The following is a 20801-nucleotide window of genomic DNA, read 5'->3' on the forward strand; positions in this document are numbered from 1 at the left end:
TTTATTTTATTATTCAATAACTAATTTACGGATCCGTTTATTACCAAAGTCAGCGATGTAGATATCGCCTTGCTCGTTGACGGCCACCCCCCAAGGTTCTCTAAATTGGGATTCTATAGGACCTCCATCTCTGTAACCGGCGTTATTCGGTTGTCCGGCTACTGTCGTGACAATACCATCAGGTGATACCATACGGATGCAATGGTTACTATAGTCCGCAACAAACATATTTCCATCGTTGTCAAATTTAATATCTTTCGGTAAGTTAAACAGTGCTTCTGACAGGGAACCGTCTCGAAAAGCTGACCCACCGACAGCATTCATCCGTTTGAAACCCTCATTTATATGTTCCGGACGCAGATCCAGCATCATGAGACCTTGTCTATATTCATTCGGAACGGCATTCGAATGGAGCGTCATCCAGAGTTCCCATGGCCTGGCCGGATTAATAGCCTGCCCATATTGCGATCCATACGGCCATTTTGATCCGGCATCTCTCGATCCATTATGTACAACGGATGCTTCGTACGTATCTGGATTTATCCTGACCACACTGCCATCGCGGGATCGGGTATAGAGCATGTTATCATATGGAGAAAAAGAAACAAAGTTCATATATTGGTCGCCGTTTGGAATTCCATGGGGCGTAGAAAATTGCGTATTGCGCTGACGCGGATACCAAGCCTCCCGTGGGTCAAAGGAGAAAAACACATCTACAACGGATTCGTGAGAAGCGGTGAGAATACCAGTCTCGCGGTCTACGGTCAAGCCATTGGCATATAAAACACGGTCAGCGGTATTTTCTACGTAGTAAAGAGGCGTCACGATATTTTGCTGCTCGTTAATCCGTGCCACGCCAAATGAACCACCATCCCGCCAGGACATAAAGATATTGCCTTCAGCATCCAACTCCAAATATTTGGCACTAACCTGGGCAGCACTAAGGGTACCTGCCTGAAAAGCGGGCTCCCCATTACCCGTGACTGTACTCACCTGCGCTTGGACGTGGTATGTAAACGAATTGTCGTAGATCACCGAGTCTTCCCCGATAACCACGGAAATGCGCGGATCGTCTCCCGGCAGGCGTGGAACAATAGCGTAGATTCGTTCCCCACTGGAGGAAACGACCGAAGCCCTAGCGTTATTGAAATAAACTTTGATTTTGGAAGCATCGGTTCCAAAATTCTCTCCGTCCAAAAGAATTTTATCACGCGCCCCACCTTCTAACGGATAAAAGGACGTTAAAGTAATCGGTCTGGAAGGATCATATTCCTTACCTACCGAAGCTTTGTCGTCGTCTTTACATGAGGAGGAAAATAGAATTAGCGAGACGAGGAAGGCTAAAATTCGTACTCTTCGTAAAGAGTATCCTTTCATAATTTTCATAACATCTATTTAATTTGTCAGTATTTAAAACTCTATAATTTTCTTCCGTGCAAAAGTAGAGCTGTGCTATTAATTTAAGGTTAACGTTGCATCAACGATTAGTTAGCTTTTACTACTTTTAATGTACAAGGTAAAAATAGGAATCTTTTTTATAAAACGAAACAAAAAGAAATAAAAAAATAATTTTTCGAATATTTTATCTTTAAAAACGAAGCCTAAAGCTTAGTATACTGCGCTTTACATCAGCTTTACTTTTTCAAAAAAAATAAAGCTATAAAAACGAAACTTTAAAAAACACAAAACGAAACATTAATTATTGATTAGAAAAAGGTAAAATTAAAGCAAAATAGGTCCGACAGGAGAGTTTGTCGACAAAAGAAATGGTGTGAAACAAAAATTAATGAATATAAAAAACAACTAATCTTCAGAATTCTATCAGGTTATAATAGAATGTCATTTTAACAAATTGGCGATTTCAATCCGAATTCTTTTTAAAATAGCATTTAGAAAACATGAGATTACAAAGCAATACAAAACAAAACGAAACTATGAATTAATTAAGCGGGCAAGGAATCCAGTGCTTTTTTTACAGATTGTTCAAAATCAAGGAGTCCTTTACGTTCTCTATTAATAAAATCGTTATCTTCCAAACGGCCAACTACCTCTTCCATCTCTTCATAGGAATCATAAACCATCTGTTTAAACGGATTTTGGTAATCCTTAGAACGCGACCCCTCAATCTCCGCAAAAATCCAACGACGGGTTTCTAATGCTTCCTCAACAAGTTTTCGCATAAACTGCCCATTCCAAGAGGACAGGCTTGTGCCGGTAACCTCCGCTAAAGAAACAACTGCATGTTTAAACTTATCTTCTATATACAGGTCGCTCCAAGCATGATAACGAGCATGCGCATCTCTCCACGACGAAATCGTATTCTCGCGAATATCCACTAATAAAGTATCCAATTTTGTTTTCGGCACCAACTGTCCGCCGATGTTTTCAAACAAGCTGCGTGTCGCTGGCAAGGAAGAGATAAGCGTTTGTAACTCGGCAAACGATTGCTTTTCCAGAAAAGTGATTATTTGCGTCACAGCATAGTAGCGAATCATGCGCTGATAGGTCACATACGCCTCCTTGGGTTTAGCCAATACCACTTTTCGTCTGGAAAATTCGACGTTATCTAATAAGATATCTTTTCCTGCAAATTTTTCATCAGAGAACAAGATATTTTTGCCCAAGATCTGTATATCTGATGCCGTATTCTCGTCGCAATATGCTTTACCTACTGCCTTTTCGATTTCCGCTAACGCATCGAACATCTCATTCACGGTATCTGGCGCCAATACATCATACTCAATATATTGGTTCTTGAATTTCCGCTTGTCACGTGATTGGAACTTCGATGTATTGCGCATCATGGCATACATATTATACAAAAACCAGTATGCTGGCAATACAATCAAACGATTAGTAGCGGCTTCATTGCTGACCAGACAGAAAGGAAATCGGATATTCAATTCATGTAGGAAATCTCCCTTCACGATAAGCGTATAGGACGCAAAACGGGAATTATGTTTAAGACTGACGCATAAACCCGGCCAAAACCCGCGTCCGGCAATAATTTCTCCATCTGCCGCCCGCGAGTTATGGTTAGACCCCACCGTAGCGCCTGCAGCCATATTACTCTGTCCCTTCACTAGTGAGGCGCACAGGAATGAATTGTTATGATGTTGTTCGTGTGCCGGAAAAATCAATGAATTTAAAACCTCGCAACAAGAAATGGTAGAGTTATCCCCTAAAAAGGAATTAATCAACCGGGCACCATATTTCAGCTGAGAGTTGGAGGACAAGATAAAACGAACAGCCTTTACGCCATAGAAAATCCGACATCCATACCCGATAATACCATTGACTAGCTCACACCCTTCTCCTATTTGTGTATACGACTCCGCCGAAGAGTTGATGGTCAAATTCTTCAGTTTATTTACCCCCTTCACATAAGCATGTGAACCCATTTTTATATCTTTAATAGTATGGGTATTTTTAACCACAGAATGATGACCAATTTCACTATAAAAACCATGATGAGGAGAGAATTGCGCTTCCATCATTTCCTGAAAACGATGTTGCAGTTCCTCGTCATTCCGATAACGGGACCATAAATAAACATCGCCTGCCTGCATGCCATCAAAGGGTAATACCGAACGCCCCCCATTTTCATTACAAAGCTCGAGGCGAATCCTACGTTCTTCGACGTCATCCGTTTTTAGAATACCATTCCCAAATTTAGCGCTACTGCTAGTCTCCATTTCACTGATATTGGCTAACATTACTTCCTCACCAATAATAAAATGGGCCATATAGCGTACGTTATGAATAGCAACAGTACTTCCAAAATCACTACTGACAATGGTAGAATTATAAATACCACAGGGTAAACGGAGATCTCGGAAATTGAGATAAACATCATCCATATCACCTATGCGAACGAGTCCATAAAATTTAGAATGTTGAATCTGCTCCGGAAGAAATTTATCGGTCACCAAAACATGATCCCAATTATTGGAATAGTTGTCATTCTTGACTAGAACCTTAATTTCTTCTGGTGTCAGCTTTCGAAATTTTCCATAATCGGGAAATTGTTGATTACGGAAATAATATTCGTCGCCATTTTGCAGATAGGTCTCGGGTATAAAATGGTATCCTAAGTCGGTCAGTTTTTCTTTTATTATCTTCGACATGCCTTCCTACTCAACGGTTACCGATTTTGCCAAGTTTCTTGGCTTATCTACATCTAATTCTCTATTTATACCAATATAATATGACAACAGCTGTAATGGAATGACCGATAAAATAGGAGCGATTATTTCATGCACTTGCGGCACAAACATCACATCGTCCGCTAACGCTGCAGCAACGTCGTCTCCTTGGGATACCACAGCGATTACTTTTCCTTTCCTTGCTTTGATTTCCTGAATATTGCTAACTATCTTTTCGTGATAGCTGTCTTTTGTCGCAACAAAAACAACGGGTAATTGTTCATCTACCAATGCAATGGGTCCATGTTTCATCTCCGCCGCTGGATATCCTTCTGCATGGATGTAAGAAACTTCTTTCAGCTTTAATGCTCCTTCCAACGCGATCGGAAAGTTATATCCCCTTCCTAGATAAAGAAAATCTCTTGCATCGCTATATTTGTTTGCAATTTCTTGAATGACCTCAACCTGATCGTCTAGAATTTCTTTTACATATTCCGGAACTTTTGCCAGATCTGCCAATAATCTACTAAACAGTATAGTATCAATAGTTCCCTTTAATTGAGCAACTTTCAATGCGATCAAATAGAGTACAGCTAATTGTGCGGTAAATGCTTTTGTACTTGCCACGCCTATTTCCGGCCCCGCGTGTGTATAAGCCCCTGCATCGGATATCCGAGCGATGGACGAACCCACAACGTTTACCAGTCCAAAAATAGTGGCACCTTGCTTTTTGGCATTTTCCAATGCAACAAGCGTATCGGCTGTTTCTCCGCTTTGTGAAATCGCAATAATAACATCCTGATCGGTTATAATGGGGTTTCTGTATCGAAACTCAGAAGCATATTCCACCTCTACATTAGTACGGCATAATTCTTCAATTACATATTCTGCCAATAAACCGGCATGCCAACTTGTTCCACAAGCGACAATAATAATACGATTTGCGTGCAATAATTTGTCGGCGATCTTGTCCACTCCACTTAGCGTAATCGATTGCTGCTCCGCATCCATACGGCCACGTAAAGAATCAAAAATAGTTTGTGGTTGTTCGAAGATTTCTTTTAGCATAAAATGATCGAACCCGCCTTTCTCAATTGCTGCTAGCTCTATGTCCAGTTTTTGCACAAACGGCGTAATACGCTCGTTTCCGAGATTTTTTAAGATCAACTCATCCGGACGTACAATCGCTAGCTCGTAATCATTAATATAGACGACCTCTTTTGTATAAGCCAACATAGGCGATGCATCGGATCCCAGATAGTGCGCATTCTCTCCTATGCCTATAACCAATGGGCTTCCTTTTCGAGCCGCAATAATGGTATCTGGCAAATCGTTATCCAACAATAAAATCACATAAGCTCCTACGACCCTTTTCAATGCAATTCTTACCGCCTCCTCCAATGAACACTGGTTGTTGATTTTAATATCTTCAATGAAATTCACAAGGACTTCCGAATCGGTATCGCTTTTGAATGTATAACCTTTCTGAAGAAGCTCGCTTTTTAATTGTGCGTAGTTTTCAATAATACCATTATGTATCATGGCAATATTTCCAGAATTGGAGGAATGTGGGTGGGCATTCCTGTCAGACGGTTCACCGTGCGTTGCCCAACGGGTATGTCCAATCCCTATCGTTGCCTGGATGTTTTTTCCGTAAACGGATTCTTCCAACGCAGCAACCTTTCCCTCTTTTTTGTAAACTTCAATTGAATTTCCGGTATGTAGCGCCACACCTGCACTATCGTAGCCTCTATATTCCAATTTTTTTAATCCGTCAATAAGTACCGGATATGCTAGGTTGCTACCTACGTAACCAACGATTCCACACATAATTTTTCATTTATTTAATTTCCCTTTAATGGCAATGAAGCTTGCATGAATTGCCACATTCACAAAAGAATATGGACAATTCATGCAGGTTTCAATAGTTTTATTTTAAATCGGTCGTAAATATAAAAAAATTACGAACGCAATCGATTGATTAACGATTTTTTAACAGGAAAATATACAGAATGTAGTATTACCACTTCCGTTAAGAAACGAGATAGATTTTAATTCCTTTGCTTCTGTGTTGTTGTATGCTACCGTTTATTCTTTAAATTTTTTCTTTAGCGCCCGCATAAACTTTTTCACTACCGCATTGGCGGCATTGAAACCGTTTGTTCCATTCGGGCTTGCTTTATACTGTGAGGATTCCCACAGAATATCTCCACTTTTATCGATAATTTGAGCGATCAAACTATAAGATGTACCACCCCATGAGGTAAGTGTCACCCCTTTTGACGTTTCAATATCGATTTTAAGTATAAAGTCTGCTTCGTCTTTAGCTGACTTTACCTCCCAATAGGACCAATCTTTTAAATCATCAACAAGTTTGTCTACTGCGTTAATCGCATCTTCGTTTTTCGATACGCCTGCTACGTAAATTTTGCTACTTTTTTCTGGGGTTGTTAACGCTGACTGTGAAACTCCTATATAGGGTAATATTAGAAGAATAATAACGAGAATGAATAGATTCTTTTTCATAACAATGCATATTAAATGTTCCTATTCAAAATTAATATTCTGCAGAAATCATATCAATCCTCGAAAACCATGATTATGAAAAGGATTTGTTTACCGCAAAACACCCATTCCCTCACCATTCCAATCCGGGAAAAGCTCATTTTTATTTTTTATCCGGAGATGTTTATCGGCAACTTCCGAAAACACCGTTCTAAAGTCTGTCGTAACAGGTAAATCCCGTCCATCTTCCAAATTCTCTTTTGCCAAAGCGTCAACTATACCATGCACTTTACCTCCATCTACATGATTACCTAAGATAAAATTGCAGGAAGCTCTTCCATGATCTGTACCGTTGGTGCCGTTCTGATGTACCGTCCGACCAAATTCCGTCATGGTCATCACCAATACATCATCCTGATAAGCTTCTATATCGTTCCAAAAAGCCATAATAGCATTCGACAGGTCTCCTACATTTCGGGCAAATATCCCTGTCTCCTTACCTTGATTAAAATGTGTGTCCCATCCATTAGATTCTGTGAAGGCAACTTCCAATCCGACATCCATCTTAATAAGTTGGGCTATCTGTTTCAGTGAATTTCCCAAACCACTATTCGGATACACTGCATTATTAGCAGGTTTGTAATGCTTAGCCAAATTACTTTGCAATAGCTTCATCGCTTCAAAACTTTCTTTTCCTGTATCGCGCAATAAGTCATTGGTTGCTTTGTCGTACAGGTCTTCAAAACTTTTGGCATTTTGATTGACTAAGGCGGTATTTCCTTGGATTTTAAATGTTTTTAAGTCACTGATGGCTAAAGCTTCTTCTTCTCCATACAACGATCGTGGAAGTGCAGGTGTTACACTTACGGCGGAAAACGGTGTTCTGATATTGTCGTGTCCTAACAACCCCACCGCTCGATTTAACCAACCGCTACTTGTATTTTTCTGAAAGGGTGTGCCCGATTCCATATAGTCTTGCGCATCGAAATGAGATCTTGTTGTATTAGGAGATCCAATCCCATGGACAATAGCCAATCGTTTATCTCTAAACACCCGTTCAAACGCTTTCATGCTCGGATGTAAACCGAAGCGTCCATCTAAATCTATCAATGGATTCTCCGATGCTTTTTGCACCACGTCCATAAACAACGTAGGTCTAGCTTCTCTGAAGTACACATCTTCAAAAGGACTCACAGCCATCAAACCATCCATCGCTCCTCGTTGGAATATACAGACAATCACCCTTCTTTTGCTATAAAGTGGATTATTCTTTTCCCTTGCCACCGCCTCCGCTACAAAAGTAGGGACTCCGCCCATCAGACCTATTCCCAACAAGCCTAATCCGGAAGATTTTAAAAATGCTCTGCGTGTATACATCGTTAACGTCTTTGAAATTCCGGAGATCCAATAATGAGACCAACCACCTGTGCCAGCATCGCATTGTTTGATTTCCTGTTTCTGTTGTTTATTTTCCTGGTGTTGACAGCCAGCATGTCCTCGTCTTGCCTATGAAGATCAGCACCAGACGACTTGGCTACTTTTTTCTGCAAATTTTGCGCTGTCAAGAGCGGCGAAAGTCTATTTTTCAATGTGACAATATCTGTTGTGGGCAACAGTAGCTTCGCATACATATCCAATGCGTGTTCCGGGCTTTCCGGTTCATGATGCCTTGTCAGTTCCAAAAGGTCTATATTTATACCTGACGCTTTATTGGAAGTAAAGGACAATCCAAAATTCATTCTGTTCAATAGCGAGCCCGTATTGATCCAATAACTTGACTTATCAGGAAAACCTGTAGGGGCGATATAATAGTATTTCTTTTCCCCCATTCTGGTAACCCAGTTAATCAAACGATTGGGATTTTCAACTTGAGCATCTAAAGCCCTAACGCTGCTAATGGCCAATTCAAAAGGGGTTTTCACCTTACTATATATATTATCCCGATGCCAAAACGCCGGAGAATAAACCATTGCCGTCAAAATTTTCTTAATATCGCCTTCAGATGCTAAAAAAGCATTCGCCATGTTATCTATCAACGCTTCTTGAGGTGTATCGCTGACAAAACGAACGGCTATCTTCTTGGAAACAAAACGGGCGGTCTGTGGTCTAGAAGACAGATAGAAGATCAGCTCAACTCCCTCGTCATACCCGTTGTTTTCAAAATCTTTTCCCAGCACCGTTTTCTGTCGCTTATCATGCTTATTTGCTGCAAAGACAAAATCTTCTTCAATTAAACTTTGACGTTGTACTTCATTTCCCTTTGTGATTTGCTTAATCAAATTTTGATTTCCATATCCATTCAAAGGATAGATGGTCCAGCCCGTCAATATACGCGCCGCTTCCGAAACATCTTTTTGTGTATAACCACCGTCTACGCCCAATGTATGTAACTCCAGAAGTTCCCGCGCATAGTTTTCATTAATCCCTATTTTATTTTTTGCATTAGGCCGTTCGGCTACACTAGAGGCATTGTCTAAGTAAAGCAGCATCGCTGGTGATTTAGCTGTTGCCAACAAAAGTTCATCAAATTTACCCAAAGCCCTCGGACGAATAACATGATTCTCATAGGAAGGGATAAAAGGGGCTGATTGCGGCTTGGTAAACGATACGTTGAAATGGTTGAACCAGAAGTCTGTCATGACTTCTTGCAATTGATTAGCGGAGAATGCTGCTCGAAGTACTTTTGCAGCAATAAATTTTCTATAGAGTTCTTGTTCCGGTTTAAACCCTTTTTCCGCTAGATAATTTTTATATGCTTCTTTAAAAAAAACACTTCCATTGATGACCGAATCTTTCGGAATATACCCGTCATTAATCATCATTCTTCTGACGCGTGTATTTCGAGGATACTTCTCAGCCAGTGTTTTATTATCCAGCATAGCATCTGCATACGGTTCCAGCATCTCAGCTAATTCCTTATCCGTTGCTTTTCCCCGCAATTGTCTAAAAAACCATCTTTCCAATCCCTCCTTTTGAATTTGCCCTACGTCGTTGACATTATAGCCATAGGTAAATCTGCTCAGCAGGTGTATCGCGGCTTCCTCTTCACTTAAGCCCGCTGCCTTATATGGAAAAACCTCCGGATTTTTTTGCGCATAAGAAAAACACAATCCTAAAAAGAATAGAAAAAATACGCTTATTTTTTTTCCTTGATATAACATAACATCATTTGCCCGTTTATAGAGGAATCCACCCAACAACCTAGCATTCAACCTTCTATATTGTATTAAAGTTAGTGTTTTTTTTAAAATTAGGAATAGTAATCCGTTTTTATTTTTGACACATTCGCTATGCTGTCGTGCCATCCCGTATACACTTTTTCACATAACGTATTACTTGTGGTCCATACGGTATACTATTTACCTTATCACGTATGCACTTTAGCGCGTAAGGCATTGGTTTTGACGCATATGATATAGGTTTTGGTTCATCTGCTATACGAGTTAACTCAGCCAGTATACACTTTACTGCCTAATGTATTATTTTTAACGCATTCGGTATACCGTTTGTTACATCACGTATATATTTTAGCACATAAGGTATTCGTTTGGGCTCATCAGGTATACCGTTAGTTACATCACATATACACTTTGGCTCATCAGGTATAACATTTGGTTCATTACGTATACCTTTCGGCAAGTATACACTCACCACAAAAAGAGCCTTTAAGCGAATTAAACCAATGTTTTTATCCAATTTTAGGCAAAGGTGACTAAAACTGCCAACAAAAAGTGCACTTGTGCGGAAAAATATGCACAGAGAGACCCCAAATTTAGGCAGGACGTGTTGTATATTTACTTTTTATTTTCCCTAACGTTCAATCTCGAGTGTTTATACCCGTATATAAAATAGAGTACCAGCCCCACTGCCAACCACACCAAAAATATAATCCAATTGCTTGCTCCGAGCTGGCTCATTAGGTAAAGATTAATTAAAATCCCCGTAACAGGCAACAGGGAAAATTTATATTTATATCCCATCACAGCGAGTATTACCCAAACCAACCAAAAAATCAAGATGAGGGATTTGTGCTCTGCTATCTCCAGCCAAGGCATCTTTCTCCATTCTTGTAATGTATCTTGCCCATAACGATATAGGATTATCCATGCGATGATAAAACCTAAGCCGATTAAATATTTCCCGTTAATATAAGGTACTCTAAACTTGGATTTCGCAGATAAACCGGAATAATCCATATACAGCACACCGGCGCATACAAGGATAAAAGCGAAGAAGGTTCCCACACTAGTTAAATCAACGAAAAAATCCATTTTAAAGAACAACGAAGGTACCGCAACGACTACTCCCGTTACGATGGTCGCGAAAGAAGGCGTCTTATACTTCGGATGTACACGAGCAAATTTTTTCCATAGCAAACCATCACGACTCATGGTCATCCATATTCGCGGTTGCGCCAGCTGATATACCACCAATGCACTCGTAATGGCGACAACCGACGTAACCGACACTATACCTGCCATTTCGTCGAAACCGACGTATTTAAACACAAATGCCAATGGATCCTTCACGTTCAGCTCGGTATAATTTACCATTCCCGTGAGCACTAATGTAATCGCCACATACAATATCGTACAGATAATCAAACATAAAATCATCGCCCTCGGCAAATCTCGTTGTGGATGTTTACATTCTTCAGCGGTAGTGGATATGGAATCAAACCCAATAAAAGCAAAGAACACAGCAGCTACTGAACCCATGACACCAGGAACACCGTTAGGCATAAACGGTGTCCAATTCTCCGGCTTCACAAAGAACATCCCACCTGCTATCACCAGCAAAATAATCCCGATTTTAACAGCAACCATAATATTACTTGCCCGTTGCGATTCTTTAATACCTATATATACCAACCAGGTGACAAGCACCGTAATTAATCCAGCAGGTAAATCAAAAATGATCGGCACACCACCCACTCGAGGAGCGGATAGATAAGCATGCAGCCCTACCTTATCCGAAGCACTAAGAGCGTTCATTCCCGCTGAGAGAAACTTTTCATGGGCATCAATGGCGTATCCAGGGGCCATAGCCAGCCACTTCGGAATGTGCATCCCGAAGCCCTCCAGCATCGAAACAAAATATTGAGACCACGAAATAGCAACGACCGTATTGGACACGGCATATTCTAAAACCAATGCCCATCCGATAATCCAGGCAAAGAGTTCGCCGAAAGCAACGTAGGCATACGTATAGGCACTTCCCGATACAGGAACAGTACTGGCAAATTGTGCATATGCAAGTGCGGTAAACACACAGGCAAAAGCCACAAAAATAAAGAGTAAAGAAATTGCAGGGCCTCCTTCATAACTGGCAAGTCCGATAGTACTGAAGATTCCGGCACCCACGATCGCTGCAATCCCAAGCGAAACCAAATCACGAACACCCAACACTTTGGCAAGTCCGGTCCCTTTTTGAGCATCTGCGATGATCTGATCGACACTCTTCTTACGGAACAGTTTATTCATCATATATTAATCAGGCAATAGGCTGTAAGCAAAAGCCCCTTTAAAAATTTATCGTTGCAAAAATGATAAAAATAACCTAAACTAAACGAGTTTATCTTGTATCTCGTGAAAGATATCCATATAATCCGAGAGATATTGTTCTCTATATTGTTGCAGACATTCGGTCAGTCGTTCGCGGTCTTTATCTGTATTTTCAAATGTCCAAACACGTTTACAGATGTTAAAAAGTGCATAAGCAAGATTGCGGATATCGGCATACTCCAGGATATATCGGGAAACCAGGAAACGTTCATAAAACACTAAAAAGCGTTCCACATCCACCTCCCCTATGGTTAGCAGGTATTTTCCTATAGTCGCTGTCTGAACGTTCCTCAAGTGTTCATATAACCTATTCGGATTGACAAGTCCATGGTCTAACAACAAATGATCTAGTAAAAGCTCCAGCGCAATATGTGCTAAAAATGATGCGCGAATAGGGAGATGCACGACGACAGGTTCTAGCTTCTTTCGTAATGCATGTGTATGATTGACGAAAAAGCCTGATGTGTGGAAAAGCCTGTCAACCTCTATATGTCTGTACCAACCTTCTGATATCCACATCGTTTTTGGATGGGCAAAAAGCGTTTCTTCAAACCGTTGAGGATGAAAATTATATCGTTTATCCACATTCTTGAGCAAATCGGGAAGCAACGAGCCCAAAACCCTTTCCGAATTCGGACTATAACGTTCAAAATAATAATGCGACAAAAAATTCACTGTCCAAACTTCTTATTTATCGTAAGATACGGCTTAATCTCGTATCTTTGCAATCTTAATTAAAAAAATTTAACCACAAAAAGATGAGCTTTGTAGAAGAACTACGTTGGAGAGGGATGTTACAAGATATCATGCCCGGAACAGAAGAATTGCTGAATAAAGAAAACGTTTCCGGCTATATCGGCTTCGACCCAACAGGAGATTCGCTGCATGTAGGACATTTAACACAGATTATGACTCTTATCCACTTTCAAAATGCCGGGCACAAACCTGTTGCGTTGGTGGGTGGGGCTACCGGGATGATCGGAGATCCTTCTTTTAAGTCTGCCGAGCGTAATCTATTAGATGAAGCCACATTACAACACAATGTCACTAGTTTAAAAACACAACTTTCCAAATTCCTGCATTTTGGGGATGGTGACAACGACGCTAAGATGGTTAATAACTATGATTGGTTCAAGGATTTTAAATTTCTGGACTTTATCCGCGACGTCGGCAAGCTGATTACGGTGAATTACATGATGGCGAAAGACTCTGTAAAAAAACGCCTGGAGGGCGACAATGGTCTTTCCTTTACTGAATTTACCTATCAACTGATACAAGGTTACGATTTTTATTACCTATGGAAGCACCACAATTGTAAGGTACAAATGGGTGGTTCCGATCAATGGGGAAATATTGTAACGGGTAGTGAGATCATCCGACGTCAAGATCAAGGAACAGCGTACGCTATTACCACCCAATTGATCAAAAAAGCAGACGGACAAAAGTTTGGTAAAACGGAATCTGGAGCAGTTTGGTTAGATCCGAAAAAAACATCGCCTTACAAATTTTATCAATTTTGGCTAAACACAACTGATGACGATGCCAAAAACTGGATTAAAATCTTTACACTAAAGACAAAAGAGGAGATCGATGCCATCGTTGCCGAGCATGATGCGGCACCGCATACTCGAACTGTGCAAAAAGCATTAGCAAAGGATATCACTATACGCACACACTCGGAGAAAGATTACGAAACCGCAGTAAAAACTTCTGAATTTTTATTTGGTAATGGATCTTTAGAGTTCTTAACGGAATTGGAACATGATAGTGTATTAGAAGTTTTCGACGGTGTTCCACAGTTTGAAATAAACAGAAACCAACTTACGGAGGGCGTCAATGTATTGGATTTGCTTGCTGTCCATACTCAAGTTTTTCCATCAAAGGGCGAAGCACGCAAAATGTTGCAGGGAGGTGGTGTCGCTATCAACAAAGAAAAAATAAATGACATCGAATTAGTGGTTAATACTACACACCTAATCAGCGACAGGTACATCGTCGCACAACGTGGAAAGAAAAATTACTTTCTAATTATTGTAAAATAAGAGGGGGGTAACATTTCCTTTATTTTTCCTAAGTTTGTAACTAAGAAAGTTATCTAATTTTCATGTCAAACAAAGGAAATACATTTAGAAATTCCGGCAATGCAAGCAGTGTTAAACGTGCTCCGCGTGTCAAAGGGAATGTATCATATAGTAAGAAAAAGCGGTTTAATTCGTTTGAAAACATTAATTTTTCAGAAGGACAGCGCAAAGCCTTGAAGATATTGGGTATCTTCTTGCTGTTTTTTTCTTTCATTATGGCTGTTTCATTTGTTTCTTATCTTTTCACATGGAAACAGGACCAAAGTTATATAACGGAGACCAATGGAGGATGGTCTACCCTATTTCGGAGTGCTGATGAAATCGCTGATGAAGCTGTCGAGCTTCCCGTTGTTGAAAATAAGCTGGGAAAACTGGGAGCCTTACTCGCCAATCAATTCATTTACGAATGGTTCGGTGTAGCTTCCTTCCTTTTCACATTTATCCTCTTTATCATTGGGTATAAGTTTCTATACAGAAAATCCCTTTTACCCGTGTGGAAAACAATTATCTATTCCTCTACGGCCATCATTTATCTATCGGTAACACTGGGGTTCTTTCAGGATTTTCTAACAGATTCCCCCCATATATTGGAGGGAAAGTTTGGCTATTGGACAAATCAGTTATTAAAAGTTCAAATAGGGAGTACCGGCATTGCAGCTCTCCTTGCTTTCGCCTATTTAGCCATACTCATCCTTATTTATAATCTGGATTTGAAATGGACATGGTCTTCAAAAAAGGTAGATGAAGACGTAGAAGACGAGGAAGAAGATAATTTTGAAACGTTCACGAACAAGCTAAATTCCACTTCAAATATTTCACGTAACACGCCTCATCACCAAGTGGAAGTTGAGAAAGGGGAAGATGAGGAAGATGAGGAAAATGCCCTACAAGAAGATCTTATTCCGTATACACCTACAACCGTTAATGTGCAAACGGAAAGCAAAAAGGACAATGAGCATGAAATTACTTTTACGGTAGATACGCCTGAGATTATTGATAGACCGGTAGATAGTAAACAAGAGCCGGTTACTAACGGCCCTGTACTTCGTGTGGAGAAAGTGGTAGAAGAAAAAGCGATTACAGCCAACGACCTTGTTGCAGAGTTCGGTGAATATGATCCCAAATTAGACCTATCTGGATATCAATATCCTACCCTTGATTTGCTAAAAGAATACGGAAGCGGCAAGATCACTATTAACCAGCAGGAATTGGAAGCCAACAAAAACCGTATCGTAGAAACGTTGCGTAACTACAGTATTGAGATTGAACATATTAAAGCGACAATCGGACCAACAGTAACGCTATATGAAATCATCCCGAAACCGGGCGTACGTATTTCCAAAATCAAAAACCTAGAAGATGATATTGCTTTGAGCCTAGCAGCACTAGGTATACGTATCATCGCGCCGATGCCTGGTAAAGGAACTATTGGTATCGAAGTTCCTAACAGTTCACCGGAGATGGTATCGATGCGCTCCGTTCTGGCAACGGAAAAGTTCCAGAAAACGGACATGGATTTACCGATCGCACTGGGTAAGACCATATCAAATGAGGTATATATAGCGGATCTGGCAAAAATGCCTCACCTATTAGTCGCAGGAGCTACAGGACAGGGTAAATCTGTGGGTATCAATGCAATCCTGACGTCTTTATTATATAAGAAACATCCCGCCGAGTTGAAATTTGTCATGGTTGACCCCAAAAAGGTGGAACTTTCTCTTTTCAAAACGATAGAACGTCATTTCTTGGCGAAACTACCAAATGAAGATGAAGCGATCATCACCGACACAAAAAAAGTAATCAACACGCTCAACTCCCTTTGTATCGAGATGGATCAACGTTACGACCTGTTGAAGAATGCAGCGGTACGTAACTTGAAAGAATATAATGTAAAATTTGTTAACCGCCGATTAAACCCTGAGGAGGGTCATCGATTCTTACCTTATATCGTTCTGGTAGTTGATGAGTTTGCGGATTTGATGATGACGGCAGGTAAAGAAGTAGAAACACCGATTGCACGACTTGCTCAGTTGGCACGAGCTGTGGGAATACATTTGGTCATTGCGACACAAAGGCCATCGGTGAATATTATTACAGGTACTATTAAAGCGAACTTCCCCGCACGCTTAGCGTTTAGGGTGCTGTCTAAAGTTGATTCCCGCACAATATTGGACGCTGGAGGTGCTGACCAACTTATCGGTCGTGGAGACATGCTTTTAGCAACAGGAAGTGATTTGACACGTATCCAATGTGCTTTTGTTGACACCCCGGAAGTAGAGCAAATATCGGAGTTTATCGGAAGTCAGCGTGGATATCCATCCGCTTTTATGCTGCCGGAATATGTCGACGAAAACGGAGAAGGAAGCGGCGGTATGGAGTTTGATTCGAGTGACCGTGACCAACTGTTCGAAGAAGCTGCACGGTTGATTGTCATGCACCAACAAGGCTCAACATCGTTGATTCAACGTAAACTAAAACTAGGATATAACAGAGCGGGACGGATAATCGACCAATTGGAGGCTGCAGGTATTGTAGGCCCGTTTGAGGGGAGTAAAGCACGCGAAGTACTTTATCCCGACGAGTATTCGCTAGAACAGTATTTAGAAACGTTAAGAAACAACGAATAAGATGGAGAAAAAAATGATGGCTCTGGTGGTATTCATTTGCGCATCTATGATAGCATTCGCGCAAACAGATACCAAAGCAAAAAAATTGCTGGACGAAGTGTCTGCAAAATATGATGCCTATCAGACCATACAATCTGACTTTAGTTTTTCGGTGCAGCAAGCACAAGGAGAAAACCATATAGACAAAGGAAGCTTATTCTTGAACAAATCCAAGAACCAGTTCCGTATCGAGTTGAGTGAGCAAGACATCATCAGTGACGGCAAAAGCACTTGGTCTATCCTAAAAGAAGATCAAGAGGTACAAGTCAGTGAGTCGGACAACAACACCGAAAGCATTGGCCCCAATAATCTATTTACCTTCTATAAAAAGGGATTTGCATATAAGAGTGTGAACGACGAATCGTTAGGCAAAGACATGTTGAATGTCATAGAATTAACGCCTACAGACACGAAAACAAATTATGCAAAAATCAAACTGCGGGTAAATAAGAACAAACATATCCATGATGTTGCGGTACTTGATAAATCGGGAACCCGATATACCTATACGATTCACACATTATACGTGAATCATCGACTTCCGACAACAAAGTTTACATTCAATACGTCAAATTATCCCAATTATGAGATAGTTGATCTTAGATAAGATAGCGATGGCGAAGACGACACTTAAAAGTTTAGCCCAGGCATTAAATATGTCTGTTTCAACGGTATCAAAGGCATTGAATGATAGTCACGAAATCAGCGAAGTGACCAAAAGAATGGTACAGGAATTTGCCAAAAAGCACAACTATCAACCCAATGTTCTCGCCAAATTCCTTAAAACAGGAAAAACGAACACGATTGGTGTCGTTCTTCCCAAAATGACTGGACCCTTTGAAGCACAGATTATTGCGGGAATGCAGAAAGCTGCCGCAACCCACCATTACAGAATTATCATCATGAACACTATGGAAAATGAAGAGCTCGAAAAATTGGCTCTTCAATCTATGTTGGACAAATCGGCAGATGGAATTCTCTTTTGTCCCATTCATGAAGAATCAAATATAAATCTGGCAAAACAAATCCTTAAAACGACGCCTGTTGTTATCTTTGACCGGACGCATTATCCCATAGAAACCCATAAAGTAGGTGTGCTCAATGCGGAAGGAACCTATAATGCGTGTAAACATCTCGTGGACATCGGACGAAGGAAGATAGCTATATTCTGCGGTGCACGTCAGGGCATTACGACCAAAAGACTATCGGGATACATTGAAGCACATAACCATTTTCAGATACCTGTCACGCCGGAATACATCGTCCATTGTAATGTAAAAAGCCTGTCAGATTTGCAAAACGACATGGAAAAGCATGTGAAAAGCTTGCTACAATTACCGAATCCACCAGATGCTATTATTGGTGTCGCCGATACCATCACCACCCATTTATTGGGTATTTTAGCTAAATTAGAAATAAAAGTACCGGAAACCCTTGCCGTTATCGGCTTTGCTAACACGGACCTGGTTCTTTCGCTAAACCCTTCGTTAAGTGCTATTCGACAACCGACGACGGAGATAGGAGAAATTTCAGTAAATAAATTGGTAGAAATTATGCAAAAAAAGAATCGAAGCCAAATCGAATGGGAAGACATTAAACTCCCCACTTCTATTCAGCTTCGACGCTCTACGATAGGATAGTCACTTATCTACTACGTATTACCCCCAATTCCAGTCCTCGCAACTCTGCCAATCCTCGTAACCGGCCGATTGCCGAATATCCCGGATTGGTAACTTTATTCAAATCGTCCAGCATTTGATGTCCATGATCTGGTCGAAATGGAATAGGTTTTTCCCGCTGCTGGTTTTCGGCGACTAGTTCTTTCATAACGGCATACATATCAACGTCGCCATCCAAATGATCTGCTTCATAGAAGCTCCCTAGAACGTCTTTTTTAACATTACGCAAATGCACGAAATTAACCCGATGCTGTACATGTTTAAATATTTGTACCAAATCATTATCCGGTCCTGCACCTAATGAGCCCGTGCAAAAACAAATACCATTAAATGGTTTGTCTACCGTTTTAATAATATATTCAAAATCTGCCAAATTGCCAGCAATTCTCGGAAGCCCTAAAATAGGATACGGTGGATCATCCGGATGGATGGTCATTTTTATACCGTGCTTTTCACAAACATCCGCAATAGAAGAAAGAAAATAGGTCAGATTCTTCCGTAAACCATCAAATCCAATCTGTGCATAAATATCAATACTACTTTGCAAATCCTCCAACGAAGGGTCTTTCTCCCCAGGAATACCCATTAATACATTGGAAAGCAAAAATTTCTTCGCCTCATCATCGAAAGTAGCGTAACGGCTCTCTGCCTGTCCCACAATTTCTGTCGAATACGATGCCCTCGCATTAGGGCGTTCCAAAATAAAAATATCAAAGATGGCCAAATCAATCCAATCAAAATAAAGTGCTTTAGATCCATCATGCATTACTTTATCTAATTGTGTACGCGTCCAATCCAGTACGGGCATAAAGTTATAACATACCGTTTTGATTCCACATTCAGCCAAATTTGTCAGTGTTTGACGATAATTATCTAAATAAAAATCGACCTGCTCGGAATGTGTCTTTATAGCTTCGTGCACTGTGACACTTTCCACTACCGACCACACAAGTCCTGCTTCCTCTATTATTCTCTTCCGCTCCAAAATATCCTCCTTAGGCCACACATCACCATGCGGAATATGGTGTAATGCTGACACAATACCTGTTGCTCCTGCCTGCTTTACATCCTGTAAGGATACCGGGTCATTGGGTCCGTACCAACGCCACGTTTGTTCTAAAAATCGCTTATTCATATTACAAAAAACCTAAACTCCACACCAACTATTAAAACCTCCGTCTACAAAGATGGTTTCGCCAGAAACAAAAGCCGAGGCATCGCTTAGCAGATACACCAAAGTACCTTCCAATTCTGATGGATCCCCTAGGCGGGAGAAAGGCGTGCCTTTTACAAATTTATCTGCTCTGTCCGTATAACTACCATCAGAATTGGTCAGCAAATTACGGTTTTGTTCCGTAAGAAATACGCCGGGTGCTATTGCATTTACACGCACCTTGTCACCATAACGCAACGCCAATTCTGTTGCCATCCATTTCGTAAAACCGTCTACGCCATGTTTTGCTACGGTATAGCCTAAAACACGTGTAATAGGCAAACTCGCGGCTAACGATGATATATTGATAATGGAACCTTTCCCTTGCTTGGCAATAACCTCTCCAAAGACAAGTGTCGGGATAATGGTACCATATAGATTTAATTCGATTGCCTTAATGGTATCTCCTATTTTGTTTCCAAATAGATCATCATCTGGCCCAATGGTAGCGCCTGGAATATTTCCTCCCGCTGCATTCACCAACCCGTCTATCGTATTCCATTTGTTCAAAATCTGTTCTTTAGCTTTACGAACAGAATCTTCATCCATGACATCTGCGACGACTGCCAATGCTTCAGCACCTAATGTCTGCACCATTTTCACCCGCTCGTCTGCTTTCTCCTGGCTTCTTCCGATAATGCAGACTTTAGCTCCTGCTTCAGCTAAAGCTTTGACAAAAGCTTTCCCCAAAATGCCGGTGCCGCCGGTTACCACGATAACTTTTCCTTTTAATGAGAATCTCTCTAAAATATTCATGTTATTATAGTCGTAAGTTTATAACATTCAATGATAGCTATTTTTTATTCATTCTTAAGTATTTACCACAGGTTTATTCACGATAACGATTTCGTATACGCTTACTTGCAAGATAAATATTTACTATTTTTTTGTTTATATCATATTTATTCCTAAATTGGTCAACCAATAACTGGTTTACCAATTTAAACA

General features: G+C 40.6%; 14 protein-coding genes. 4 read left to right on the forward strand and 10 right to left on the reverse strand.

Features of this window, described 5'->3' with window-relative positions:
• Window positions 1-9: 9 nt before the first annotated feature.
• The 8 genes from FXV77_RS10760 to FXV77_RS10795 all read right to left on the reverse strand — a co-directional run bounded on the left by FXV77_RS10760 (window position 10) and on the right by FXV77_RS10795 (window position 12889).
• Window positions 10-1386, reverse strand: a complete 1377-nt coding sequence (locus FXV77_RS10760; protein ID WP_246162420.1) for an IPT/TIG domain-containing protein — start codon at window positions 1384-1386, stop codon at window positions 10-12.
• A gap of 557 nt (window positions 1387-1943) precedes the next feature.
• The gene (locus FXV77_RS10765; RefSeq protein ID WP_148919242.1) at window positions 1944-4127 is read right to left on the reverse strand and encodes a DUF4954 family protein; all 2184 of its coding nucleotides are present in this window, start codon (window positions 4125-4127) and stop codon (window positions 1944-1946) included.
• Between the two features lie 6 nt (window positions 4128-4133).
• Window positions 4134-5975 (reverse strand): glutamine--fructose-6-phosphate transaminase (isomerizing), encoded by a 1842-nt coding sequence (gene glmS, locus FXV77_RS10770; RefSeq protein ID WP_148919243.1) that lies wholly within the window; start codon window positions 5973-5975, stop codon window positions 4134-4136.
• Between the two features lie 258 nt (window positions 5976-6233).
• Window positions 6234-6671 (reverse strand): hypothetical protein, encoded by a 438-nt coding sequence (locus tag FXV77_RS10775; protein WP_148919244.1) that lies wholly within the window; start codon window positions 6669-6671, stop codon window positions 6234-6236.
• A 90-nt stretch (window positions 6672-6761) separates the two neighbouring features.
• Window positions 6762-8027, reverse strand: coding sequence for a DUF1501 domain-containing protein (locus tag FXV77_RS10780; protein ID WP_148919245.1), 1266 nt, complete (start codon window positions 8025-8027; stop codon window positions 6762-6764).
• Between the two features lie 2 nt (window positions 8028-8029).
• Window positions 8030-9811: a DUF1800 domain-containing protein gene (locus FXV77_RS10785; protein ID WP_148919246.1), complete on the reverse strand. Its 1782-nt coding sequence runs from the start codon at window positions 9809-9811 to the stop codon at window positions 8030-8032.
• 633 nt (window positions 9812-10444) lie between these two features.
• Window positions 10445-12136 (reverse strand): amino acid permease, encoded by a 1692-nt coding sequence (locus FXV77_RS10790; RefSeq protein ID WP_148919247.1) that lies wholly within the window; start codon window positions 12134-12136, stop codon window positions 10445-10447.
• 78 nt (window positions 12137-12214) lie between these two features.
• Window positions 12215-12889: a hypothetical protein gene (locus FXV77_RS10795; protein WP_148919248.1), complete on the reverse strand. Its 675-nt coding sequence runs from the start codon at window positions 12887-12889 to the stop codon at window positions 12215-12217.
• Window positions 12890-12972: 83 nt separating this feature from the next.
• On the opposite strand from FXV77_RS10795, the gene tyrS reads away from it, so the two are divergent.
• The 4 genes from tyrS to FXV77_RS10815 all read left to right on the forward strand — a co-directional run bounded on the left by tyrS (window position 12973) and on the right by FXV77_RS10815 (window position 18601).
• Window positions 12973-14256: a tyrosine--tRNA ligase gene (gene tyrS, locus FXV77_RS10800; protein ID WP_148919249.1), complete on the forward strand. Its 1284-nt coding sequence runs from the start codon at window positions 12973-12975 to the stop codon at window positions 14254-14256.
• Window positions 14257-14318: 62 nt separating this feature from the next.
• Window positions 14319-16922 carry an FtsK/SpoIIIE family DNA translocase gene (locus FXV77_RS10805; protein WP_148919250.1) on the forward strand — a complete coding sequence of 868 codons (2604 nt, stop codon included), beginning with the start codon at window positions 14319-14321 and terminating at the stop codon, window positions 16920-16922.
• Between the two features lies 1 nt (window position 16923).
• Entirely contained in the window at window positions 16924-17568 is a 645-nt protein-coding gene (locus FXV77_RS10810) for a LolA family protein (protein WP_148919251.1), read from the forward strand.
• A gap of 7 nt (window positions 17569-17575) precedes the next feature.
• Entirely contained in the window at window positions 17576-18601 is a 1026-nt protein-coding gene (locus FXV77_RS10815) for a LacI family DNA-binding transcriptional regulator (RefSeq protein ID WP_148919252.1), read from the forward strand.
• Window positions 18602-18605: 4 nt separating this feature from the next.
• Here the strand turns inward: FXV77_RS10815 and uxuA are convergent, their stop codons facing one another.
• Both uxuA and FXV77_RS10825 read right to left on the reverse strand, forming a co-directional pair.
• Window positions 18606-19775 (reverse strand): mannonate dehydratase, encoded by a 1170-nt coding sequence (gene uxuA, locus FXV77_RS10820; protein ID WP_148919253.1) that lies wholly within the window; start codon window positions 19773-19775, stop codon window positions 18606-18608.
• 12 nt (window positions 19776-19787) lie between these two features.
• Entirely contained in the window at window positions 19788-20609 is an 822-nt protein-coding gene (locus FXV77_RS10825) for an SDR family oxidoreductase (RefSeq protein WP_148919254.1), read from the reverse strand.
• Window positions 20610-20801 lie beyond the last annotated feature (192 nt).

Origin of the sequence: Sphingobacterium phlebotomi (assembly GCF_008180195.1) — a bacterium.
GTDB classification, from domain to species: domain Bacteria; phylum Bacteroidota; class Bacteroidia; order Sphingobacteriales; family Sphingobacteriaceae; genus Sphingobacterium; species Sphingobacterium phlebotomi.

Excerpts from the sequence above, each read along its gene's own strand:
- FXV77_RS10760 (WP_246162420.1), bottom strand. The coding sequence starts at position 1,386 with ATGAAAATTATGAAAGGATACTCTTTACGAAGAGTACGAATTTTAGCC.
- FXV77_RS10765 (WP_148919242.1), bottom strand. The coding sequence starts at position 4,127 with ATGTCGAAGATAATAAAAGAAAAACTGACCGACTTAGGATACCATTTT.
- glmS (WP_148919243.1), bottom strand. The coding sequence starts at position 5,975 with ATGTGTGGAATCGTTGGTTACGTAGGTAGCAACCTAGCATATCCGGTA.
- FXV77_RS10775 (WP_148919244.1), bottom strand. The coding sequence starts at position 6,671 with ATGAAAAAGAATCTATTCATTCTCGTTATTATTCTTCTAATATTACCC.
- FXV77_RS10780 (WP_148919245.1), bottom strand. The coding sequence starts at position 8,027 with ATGTATACACGCAGAGCATTTTTAAAATCTTCCGGATTAGGCTTGTTG.
- FXV77_RS10785 (WP_148919246.1), bottom strand. The coding sequence starts at position 9,811 with ATGTTATATCAAGGAAAAAAAATAAGCGTATTTTTTCTATTCTTTTTA.
- FXV77_RS10790 (WP_148919247.1), bottom strand. The coding sequence starts at position 12,136 with ATGATGAATAAACTGTTCCGTAAGAAGAGTGTCGATCAGATCATCGCA.
- tyrS (WP_148919249.1), top strand. The coding sequence starts at position 12,973 with ATGAGCTTTGTAGAAGAACTACGTTGGAGAGGGATGTTACAAGATATC.
- FXV77_RS10805 (WP_148919250.1), top strand. The coding sequence starts at position 14,319 with ATGTCAAACAAAGGAAATACATTTAGAAATTCCGGCAATGCAAGCAGT.
- FXV77_RS10810 (WP_148919251.1), top strand. The coding sequence starts at position 16,924 with ATGGAGAAAAAAATGATGGCTCTGGTGGTATTCATTTGCGCATCTATG.
- FXV77_RS10815 (WP_148919252.1), top strand. The coding sequence starts at position 17,576 with ATGGCGAAGACGACACTTAAAAGTTTAGCCCAGGCATTAAATATGTCT.
- uxuA (WP_148919253.1), bottom strand. The coding sequence starts at position 19,775 with ATGAATAAGCGATTTTTAGAACAAACGTGGCGTTGGTACGGACCCAAT.
- FXV77_RS10825 (WP_148919254.1), bottom strand. The coding sequence starts at position 20,609 with ATGAATATTTTAGAGAGATTCTCATTAAAAGGAAAAGTTATCGTGGTA.